We start from the raw sequence: 9,955 nt of genomic DNA on the forward strand, positions 1-9,955 counted from the left end.
TCGCGACAAGCTTGGTCGTTCACGTCAGCCCTCTCCTCCTAAAGAGGAGAGGGCACTTGAGCTTTACTGCGCAGCGACGGGTGCGCTGCGAATAGCCGAACCGCGCAAGCCGTAAAACACGATGTAGCCGTAGCAAAGCGCCGGCAGCACGAACGCGTGCTGGATGCCGATGCTGTCCGCCAGTACACCTTGCAGCCATGGCACCAGTGCGCCACCGACGATCGCCATGATCAACAGGCTCGACGCCTTGCCGGTGAGCGGGCCCATGCGCTCGATGCCGAGCGAGAAGATGGTGGGGAACATGATCGAGTTGAACAGGCCGATCGCTACGATGCTGTACATCGCGACGTTGCCGCTGGTGGTCATGGTGGTGATCAGCAGCAGGACGTTGACAGCGGAGAATGCAGCTAGCAGCTTGCGCGGCGACATCGTCGCCAGTAGCGCGGAGCCAATGAAGCGGCCGACCATGGCACCGCCCCAATAGAACGACACGTAATGTGCGGCCTGCTGTTCGCTCATGTGCCCGATGTTCGGACCGGAGAGGTAATTGACCAGGAAGCTGCCGATCGATACTTCTGCACCCACGTAGAAGAAGATACCAAGCACGCCGAACAGCACATGGGGATAGCGCAGCGCATCGAGCAGCGTGTGATGACCGACATCGGCCTTCTCGGTGCTTTCGTCCAGCGTGGGCAGGCGGAACAGCCACACGAAGATCGCCAGCAGCACCAGCACTATGGCCAGGCCGATGTAAGGCGTCTGCACCGATTGCGCTTCTTGAGCGCGGTAAAGAATCTGCTCGCTTGCAGAAAGGTTGGCAATTTCAGCCGCGCTCTTCACCTTGGTGGACAGGATCAACAGGCTGCCGAACAGCGGCGCGATCGTTGTGCCGAACGAATTGAGCGCCTGTGCCAGCGTGAGGCGGCTGGAGCTGGTTCTTTCAGGTCCAAGTAGCGCCACATACGGATTGGCTGCCACCTGCAGCACCGTGATGCCGGTGGCGAGCACGAACAACGCGCCGAGAAATGCTGGATACAACCGCAAGCCAGCCGCAGGCCAGAAACCCAGTGCACCGATGCCGGCGATGATCAGGCCCGTCACGATGCTCTTCTTGTAACCCAGATGCGCCACCACGCGGCCCGCAGGCAGCGACATCAGGAAATACGCACCGAAGAAGGTGAACTGCACCAACATCGCCTGCGCGTAATTCAACTCGAACACCGCCTTCAAATGCGGAATCAGAATGTCATTGAGGCAGGTAAGAAAACCCCACATGAAGAACACCGTCGTGATGACAGTGAGCGCCATGGGGTAGTACGTGTAGCGGGTATCGTTGGAGGCCGTCGACAATCCCGAGGACGGCGGAGTAGCTGCGGTAAAAGCCATGATGAAATCCGATGATCAGAGCCTGTTTAGTGTCTCAGCGTGGTTCGCTTAGCCCTTGAGTAGTCGTCAGGTCGTCGTGCGTGGCGCATGACGGCTACTCAAGGGCTGGGAGGGCTACGTTGAGACATTAAGCAGGCTCTTAGTCGTGAGGCGGACAACTGCTTGCGCGTACCAGCAATTGCACGGGCGCGATGGTTTGACGAGGTGGAGGAGAAGGATCCCGCACGCGCTGCAAGATCAATTCCGCGGCTTGCCGACCGCGGTCGCGTGGCGTCACCGCCAGCGTGGTCAGCGGCGGTGCGCTGACTGCGGCTTCGGCGATGTCGTCGAAGCCAGTGAGGGCAAAATCGCTGCCCGGCTGCAGGCCGCGCTGATGCAATCCCAGCATCAGGCCCAGCGCTACCGCGTCGTTGTAGCAGACCGCAGCGGTTGGTGCGGTTTTGCCGTTGAATAATTGTTCGCTGTGCGCCACCGCATCCAGGCGGTTGGGAATGCATTCCACGATCCAGCTTTGTTCGATCGGCAGGCCGGCGGCTTTCATCGCTTCGACATAACCCGCGCGACGCTGGCGGCAGGAACTGGAACCGAGATGACCACCGTAGAACGCGATGCGCTTGTGACCTTGCTCGATCAGATGTTCGGTAGCCAGGCGCGCACCGCGTTGGTTGTCCAGGAACAGTCGATCCCAGTGATCACACGAGGCGACATCGCCGCTTACTTCGCGATTGAACAGCAGCAGCGGCGTCAGCGAGCCGACTGCAGCAAGAATCTGCTGCGCATCGCTGCCTTCGGCGGGCGACAGAATGATGCCGGCTGGGCCGTGTTCCATCAGCGAACCGAGCACAGCCAGTTCGCGTTCGGTCGATTCGCCAGTGCTACCAAGCAGCGTCACGAAGCCGGTGTCGCCGAGTATCTCGTCGACACCCGCGGCGAATTCCGCGAAGAACGGATTGGCCAGATCGTTGAGCACCAGCGCGATGCTCGACGATGTGCGTCGACGCAGATTCGCGGCAGCGCGGTTGTAGACGTAACCCTGGCGGCGCAGTTCTTCCTCCACGCGCGCGCGGGTGTGTTTGTTGACCAGCGGGCTGCCCCGCAGAACAAGCGAAACCGTAGCGCGGGAGACGTCGCAACCCGCGGCAATATCGCTCAGAGTGACCTTCCGGCCGACCGGCGGTGTGTTCCCCATTTATCCCAGAACCTCGCCTTTGGAACGATCCAAATGTACCCGAACCTGCAAATTGGTGATCCTGCACTGCAGCATGCCAAGCCTCCTTCCCCAGTGTTAGCGTCCGGCGCCTTGGAACGATCCAAACCGCCCAGCCCCATCTTCGGCCTGTCCCTTCAATGATGACAAGCCGAATATGGGTTTTTTGCGAACCCCCGGTCCGTTTCGACCAAAGACATTAACAGGCCCCCATCCTATGAACCATCGCCTGCTTCGTTCCTGCCTTTGCGTTTTTTTCGTCTCCTCGCTAGGTGCTTCGTCCGCGGCCTGGGCCGGCGAGCCGCATGCGGTCGAGGTCGATCCGCGCATTGGCACTGGCGGCGACGGCCATGTGTTTCCCGGCGCCACGGTGCCGTTCGGCATGATCCAGCTTTCGCCCGACACCGCGATGCCAGATTTCAAACATGCTTACAAATGGGCGGCGGGCTACCAGTACAACGACCCCACCATCATGGGCTTTTCGCATACACACTTCTCCGGCTCCGGCCATTCGGACCTGGGCGACGTGTTGGTGATGCCGATTGCCGGCGAGGTGAAGCTGGAGCCGGGCGATGAGAAAGTGCCGGGCAGCGGCTATCGCTCGCGTTTCGATCACGCCAGCGAAGTGGAGCAGGCCGGTTACTACGCCGTAACCTTGGCCGACTACGGGGTGCGTGGGGAACTGACCGCCAATCGCCGCGTAGGCTGGCATCGTTACACCTTCCCGGCCGGCAAGCCGGCGCACCTGCTGCTCGATCTGCGCCCGAGCATCTACGACTACCCGGGCAAAGTGCTGTGGTCCAACGTGCAGGTGCGTGCGGACGGCACCGTTACCGGTTGCCGCACGACGCGCGGCTGGGCGCCGGGGCGCGAGCTGTGTTTCGCCATGCGCTTCAATCAGCCGATGACCTCGCGCGAGCTGTACAACCGCGAAACCGATCTGGTCTACAAAGGCTTCAAGGGGCCGGGCTACCAGTCGCAGGATCAGAACGCGCAGAACGGTCGTGCCATCGTGGGCGTGTTCGACTTCGGCGAACTGAAAGCGCCGTTGCTGGCGAAGGTGGCGATTTCTTCGGTAAGCGAAGCCAATGCCATCGCCAATCTCGATCAGGACGGCAAGGGCTGGAATTTCGATGCGCAGCGTCACGATGCGCAGGAGGCCTGGAACAAGGCACTTGCGCCGATCGACGTGGATGGCCCGAAAGCGTTGCGCACGCAGTTCTACACCGCCCTGTATCACGCGCTGATTTCGCCGAGCCTGAGCATGGACGTAAATGGCGACTATCGCGGCCCTGACTATCAGGTGCATCACGCCGAAGGCTTCGATTTCTACTCGAGCTGGTCGATCTGGGATGTATACCGCGCCCAGCAGCCGCTCATGATCCTGATGCATCCGGATCGCAGCGTCGATTTTGTGCGCTCGCTGATTGCCTCGCAGCAGGCCAGCCCGTTCGGCATGTTGCCGGTGTGGGCGTATCAGGGCTTGGAAACCTGGTGCATGACCGGCTATCACTCGGTAGCGATCATCGCCGATGCGTATATCAAGGGCATTCGCGGCTACGACACCGACAAGGCGCTGAAGGCGATGGTGTCCACCGCAACGTACGGCGACTACGGCGATCTGGCCGACTACATGAAGCTCGGCTACGTGCCCATCGACAAGGAAGTAGAGGGCGGCTCCAAAACCCAGGAATACGCCTACGACGACTGGGCCATCGCACAGATGGCCAAGGCCATGGGCAAGCACGACGTCTACGACACGTTCGAGAAGCGCGCCGGCTACTGGCGCAACGTGTGGGATCCGAAGACCGGGTTCATGCGCGCACGCCTGACCAACGGCAAGTTCCGCGAGCCGTTTGATCCCGCCAGCGCCGGCTATGGCGACGACTACACCGAAGCCAATGCCTGGCAGTACTCCTGGTATGTGCCTCAGGACGTGGCCGGCCTGATCACCGCGATGGGCGGCGATGCGGCTTTCACGCATAAGTTGGACGAGTTGTTCGACGCCAAGGTGGATCCGTCCATCTTCAAGAACGTGGAGGACATCACCGGCCTGATCGGTTGGTATGCACACGGCAACGAGCCCAGCCACCACATCGCCTATCTGTACGACTACGCCGGTGCACCGTGGAAAACGCAGCAGCGGCTGAAGCAGATCATGGACAACGAATACGGTCCCGGCCCGGCGGGCTTGATCGGCAACGACGATCTGGGCCAGATGTCCGCCTGGTACATCTTCACCGCGTTGGGCTTCTATCCCGTCACGCCGGCGAGCGATGAATACGCCATCGGCCGACCGTTCGTGCCGCGCGCGGCGATTCATCTGGAGAATGGTCACACCTTCACCATCACCGCGACGCCGTTCGATGATGCGCATCCTTACGTGGGCGAAGTCACGTTGAACGGCAAGCCGCTGGATCGCGTGTACCTCAAACACGCCGATATCCTTGCAGGTGGCGAGCTGCATTTCACGATGCACGCGGAGCCGAACAAGCAGTGGGGGCAGGCGGTCACGGCGCGGCCCACGGCGATGAGTCCCTACAAGTGATACCTGGCCCTTGAAGCAGGCTGGCTTGACGTTTCGTTTTGCGATCTCGGAAGTTGTGCAGATATCCATGGTCCTCACAGGTGGGGTTCGCACACGCTCTTCCGTCTGATTTCTTGATGGGAGCTATTTGCGCGCCTTTCCTCCGAAATTCGAACGAAGGACACGTTGAAGCCCCGAGGTGCGCGCCAACGCCCATGTGAAGTGCTTTCATGTCAATGAAACCTCTTCACACTGGTCAGTGGCCGCAAAACATGCGCAGAATGCATGCATCATGCCGGAGCGTGCACGGATCAAGGGCCGATGATTCCAGGGGGAATGCGACAAGTAGCGGCGATGCCCTGGCGCACCGGCGGCCTGTTGCTTGCGGTGCTGGTCATCGTGGCCCTGCCGTACATGATCACGCGCGGCAGCTCCAAGGAATCCCTGCAAGCTGGTGAACTGGTCACCCGTTCGGCCGAAGTCCAGGCGCTGGTCTATCGCATTGCCGACCAGACGCACGCCGCCGAATCGGCCATCCAACATCTGCTGGCGGACGACCCGTACAGTCACGCCGAAACGATTGCGCTGAGTGCCGAGAACAGCATCCCCGGCCAGCTCGACGAATTGCGGCATATGACGGCCGACAACGCCGCGCAAGAACATCTGGTGGAACAGCTGAGTGCGGTGGAGAACGGTCGACTGGCGTTGCTGCATCAGGCCATGCAGCGCTACCAGCACAACGATCGTGCTGGGGCGGAGCAGGCCCTGCGCGATGCCAGTGCACTGTTCCATGTCGACGAGATCGCCGACAAGATCGTCGCCGCTGCAGAATTGGCGCTGCAGCAGCGTCGTGAGGCGGCGCGCAAGCAATCGGACAACAGTCGCCTGGTGCTGACGCTGACCGCAGCGGCACAGCTTCTGATGCTGATGATCGTGGTGATTGTTTCCGAGCGGCAGATCGGCCGTCGACTGCAGGCCGAAGTGCGCGAACGGCAGGCTGTGCAGCGCTCGCAAATGATCCTGCAGGCGGTGCGTGAACCGATCGCACTGCTCGACCACAACCTGCGCACCTTGTTGGTCAATGCGGCTTTCAGCGAGCTGTACGGCGTCTCCGAGGAAAGCCGCGCCGAATACCTGGAAGACCTCGGCCAGGGCGCATGGGCGGACGAAGTGCTGCTGCAGCGCTTGCGCGACGTGCTTCTACGCGATCGCGAGCTGTGGGATTTCGAACTGACCCAGCGCACCATCGACGGCGTCGAACGCCATGTGGTGATCAATGCACGCCGCCTCCAGCAGCAGGACAGCGAGAGCCCGGTACTGCTGTTGACGGTCAGCGACGTCACTGCGCGGGCACTGGTCGAGCTGCAGGTGAAGGAGCTCAATCACCAGCTCGAAGGCAAGGTGGCACAAATTTCCGACGTGAACCGCGAACTGGAAGCCTTCAGCTATTCCGTCTCGCACGATCTGCGGGCGCCGCTGCGGCACATCACGGCGTTCGCGCAAAAGCTCGAGGATCACCTGGGCGAAGACGTCGACGGCACGTCCCACCATTACCTCAGCGTGATCCGCGACGCCTCGCACCGCATGGCGCAGCTGATCGAGGATCTGCTGGTGTTCTCCCGTCTTGGGCGCGGCGCGCTGCGCCTGCAGGCGGTGGATATGCGCGCGCTGGTCAATGAAACCTGCGCGTTGGCCGAATCGGAAGCGCCCGGGCGGCGTATCGTGTGGCATGTGGATCAGCTGCCGGTGGTGGTCGGCGACGAGAACATGCTCCGCACCGTCTGGCAAAACCTGATCGGCAACGCCGTCAAATACACCGGCCAGCGCGAGATCGCGCATGTCGACGTCTCCGTGCAGCAGGCCGATGGCGGCGACTACGAATTCACCGTGGCCGACGACGGCACCGGTTTCGATATGCGCTACGTCGAAAAACTTTTTGGTGTATTTCAACGGCTGCACAAGGCCAGCGAGTTTCCGGGCAACGGTATCGGCCTGGCCAACGTGCGGCGCATCGTGATGCGTCACGGGGGCAGGGTCTGGGCCGAAGGCGAACCAGGCCGCGGCGCCCGTTTTCACTTCACGTTGTCGGCCATTGAACCGCCATCGTCATCGTTATGAAGCACACGCCTCTACGCCCCATCCTGCTAGTCGAAGACAGCCCCGTCGATGCCGAGATGACGGTCGACGCCCTGCGCCAGGCCCATCTGGCCAATCCAGTGGTCCACGTCGAGGACGGCGTGGATGGCCTGGACTGGCTCTACGCGCGCGGCAGCTTTGCCGGACGTTCTGAGGGCGATCCGGTCGTCGTGCTGCTCGACATCAAGATGCCGCGCATGAACGGGCTGGACGTGCTCAAGCAGATGCGTGCAGACGAACGTTTCCGGCACCTGCCCGTGGTGATCCTTTCCTCTTCACGCGAGGAAAGTGATCTGGCACGTAGCTGGGATCTCGGTGTAAACGCTTACGTGATCAAGCCGGTGGATGTGGGGCAGTTTTTTCAGGCGGTACGCACGCTCGGCCAGTTCTGGGCCGTGCTGAATCAAGCGCCGGAACAGGGGTAGGCAGGGCGGGAAGCGTCAATCGTCAATCGGGAATAGAGAGCGGGGTCCGGCGGGTTTGCGCATGGCTGCCTTTGGCTATTTACGATGGATGGTTCCCGATTTACGCCCTGCCGATTGAAATATGATGATTGCGTTCACTTGGAACCCAAGGGATGCCGGATAAGTCCAACCAACAACGCGCGTTACCGCGGATACGAGTCCTGCAGGTAGAAGACAGCCCGCTCGACGCGGAACTGGTGCTCACCGAACTCCAGGCCGACGGTATCGACTACGAAGTGCGCCTGGTCGACGACGAGCCGGCGTTCGTGGAGACGCTCAAGGCATTCAAGCCGCACATCGTGCTTTCGGACCTGAGCATGCCCGGTTTTTCCGGACAGCGCGCGCTCGAACTGCTGCGCGATCACAGCACGGACATTCCCTTCATTTACGTATCGGCCACGCTGGGTGAAGAAGCGGCCATCGCTGCGCTGCGTGAAGGTGCCACCGATTACATCCTCAAACAGAATCCTGCGCGTTTGGCGAGCGCCGTACGCCGCGCCATGCGCGAAGCAGACGAACAGCGTGCGCGTGCACGTGCGGAAGCGGAGCTGATCCGCATCCAGCGTTTCGAAAGCCTCGCCATGCTCGCCGGCGGCTTGAGCCACGATCTGCGCAATCTGTTGCAGCCGTTGTTGCTGGCCGGCGACAGCCTGCAGGATTACCAGGACGATCCGCGCCTTGCGCGACTGGGTGTGCTGGTGCGCGATTGTGGGCGGCGCGGGCTGGAAATGGTGCAGTCCATGCTGTCGTTTGCCCGCGGCGCGCGGCGTGCCGAGCAAGTGAAAGTGCAGGCGCTGGTCGACGCTTTGTCGTTGCTCTTGCAGGGCAGCGTGCCGCGTACGGTGACGCTGGACATCGAAGTGTCCGATCCACAGCTCACTTTCGAAGGCAATCACACCGAACTGCAGCAGTGCTTGCTCAATCTTTGCCTCAATGCGATCCAGGCGATGCCCGCCGGTGGCGTCCTGCGCGTAACCACCGGCAGCGTGAAGCTGGATCAGGGTTTCTTCCTTGAACACGAAGACGCATTGCCTGGCGAGTACGTGCGCCTGACGGTGACCGACACCGGCGTCGGCATGACGGAAGAAGTGCGCAAGCGGCTGTTCGAACCGTTCTTCACCACCAAGGAAGGCGGTACGGGTTTAGGCTTGCTGTCGTGCCGTCGCATTGTCTACAGCCACGGCGGCGTGATGCGCTTGGATAGCATCATCAACGAAGGCTGCTGCTTCGATCTCTATATTCCGCTTGCACGTCCGATCACCGAAATCTCCGATCTGGCGGAAGTCGACACCAATCTGCACGGCAACGCCGAGCACGTGCTGCTGGTGGTGGAAGAGGCCGGCCAGCTCACGCTGCTGAGCGACACGCTCGATGCATGGGGCTACGAGGTGCACGGAAGCCAGAGCGGCACCGCCGCGCTGCAGTGGATCGAAGCCTGCGGCCTGCCCGACCTGGTGGTGATGGATGCGGACATGAGCCTTTTCACCAGCGAACGCACGCTGGCGGCGTTGAGCCAATATGGCTATCGCAGCGGCGTGCTGGTGCTATGCCGCGCGGACGCCCCACCGGACTCGCCGAAACTCCGCATGCCCGATGGCAACCGGCTGCGGCGCTTGAACAAGCCGGTGAGCACGCGGGCGTTGCTGCACGCGGTGCGCGATGTGTTGCGTGACGGTAGGGAAAAATCGCGGCATTGATGGCGCCATTCGAACTGGCCCCTCTCCCACCGGCCTGATTAGCGTCTCGCCTTAGCTGTGTATGTCGAGGTGTTGGGGCATTGCCTGCGGCGCTTCCGGTCGCGAAGCGACCGGGTCACTTTTCTTTGCTGGCCCAAAGAAAAGTAACCCAAAGAAATGGCCTAAAAGGCTCACAGCATGGGGAAGGTAAAAGCCTGGACGTCTATGGCTAGGTCAAAAGTTGCTCGCCCAAGGTTCGACGCCCCCGCTATACCGCGAGGCGTCGAAGCCCTGAGGGCTTAAAGCGTGCCTGCCCAGAGGCTGAGCTTTGCCGAGATCTGCCTTAAGTCCTCAGCGCTTCGACGCCTCGCGGTATAGCGGGGTGGTGGAAGCTTGGCCCGCCAACGATCAAAGCAAGGCGTCATCCTTCAGGCTTGTAACCCATGCAATGCCATGAGCTCTTCAGGCCATTTCTTTGGGTTACTTTTCTTTGGGCCAGCCAGTACTGTCCGGTTAATCGGCAAATAAAATCAATTGGTTAGCGTCACCGCTCTCGGTA

At 61.3% G+C, this 9,955-nt stretch carries 6 protein-coding genes; 4 read left to right on the forward strand and 2 right to left on the reverse strand.

The features are described from left to right. Window positions 1–63: 63 nt before the first annotated feature. Both QQJ86_RS10225 and QQJ86_RS10230 read right to left on the reverse strand, forming a co-directional pair. Window positions 64–1,308, reverse strand: a complete 1,245-nt coding sequence (locus QQJ86_RS10225; RefSeq protein WP_284321005.1) for a sugar MFS transporter — start codon at window positions 1,306–1,308, stop codon at window positions 64–66. Window positions 1,309–1,525: 217 nt separating this feature from the next. Continuing rightward, window positions 1,526–2,575 carry a LacI family DNA-binding transcriptional regulator gene (locus tag QQJ86_RS10230; protein WP_284320837.1) on the reverse strand — a complete coding sequence of 350 codons (1,050 nt, stop codon included), beginning with the start codon at window positions 2,573–2,575 and terminating at the stop codon, window positions 1,526–1,528. Between the two features lie 235 nt (window positions 2,576–2,810). Between QQJ86_RS10230 and QQJ86_RS10235 the strand changes: the two genes are divergently transcribed. The 4 genes from QQJ86_RS10235 (at window position 2,811) to QQJ86_RS10250 (ending at window position 9,417) form a co-directional block, all read left to right on the forward strand. Further along, window positions 2,811–5,141: a GH92 family glycosyl hydrolase gene (locus tag QQJ86_RS10235; RefSeq protein ID WP_284320838.1), complete on the forward strand. Its 2,331-nt coding sequence runs from the start codon at window positions 2,811–2,813 to the stop codon at window positions 5,139–5,141. Window positions 5,142–5,474: 333 nt separating this feature from the next. Further along, window positions 5,475–7,238 carry a sensor histidine kinase gene (locus QQJ86_RS10240; protein ID WP_284320839.1) on the forward strand — a complete coding sequence of 588 codons (1,764 nt, stop codon included), beginning with the start codon at window positions 5,475–5,477 and terminating at the stop codon, window positions 7,236–7,238. Next, complete coding sequence (locus tag QQJ86_RS10245) at window positions 7,235–7,681, forward strand: response regulator (protein WP_284320840.1); 447 nt, start codon at window positions 7,235–7,237, stop codon at window positions 7,679–7,681. The genes QQJ86_RS10240 and QQJ86_RS10245 overlap by 4 nt, the downstream gene beginning before the upstream one ends. Before the next feature lie 152 nt (window positions 7,682–7,833). Then, window positions 7,834–9,417: a response regulator gene (locus tag QQJ86_RS10250; RefSeq protein WP_284320841.1), complete on the forward strand. Its 1,584-nt coding sequence runs from the start codon at window positions 7,834–7,836 to the stop codon at window positions 9,415–9,417. The last annotated feature ends 538 nt before the right edge of the window (window positions 9,418–9,955 follow it).

It is taken from the genome of Dyella acidisoli, from assembly GCF_030160295.1.
Taxonomy (GTDB): domain Bacteria; phylum Pseudomonadota; class Gammaproteobacteria; order Xanthomonadales; family Rhodanobacteraceae; genus Dyella_B; species Dyella_B acidisoli.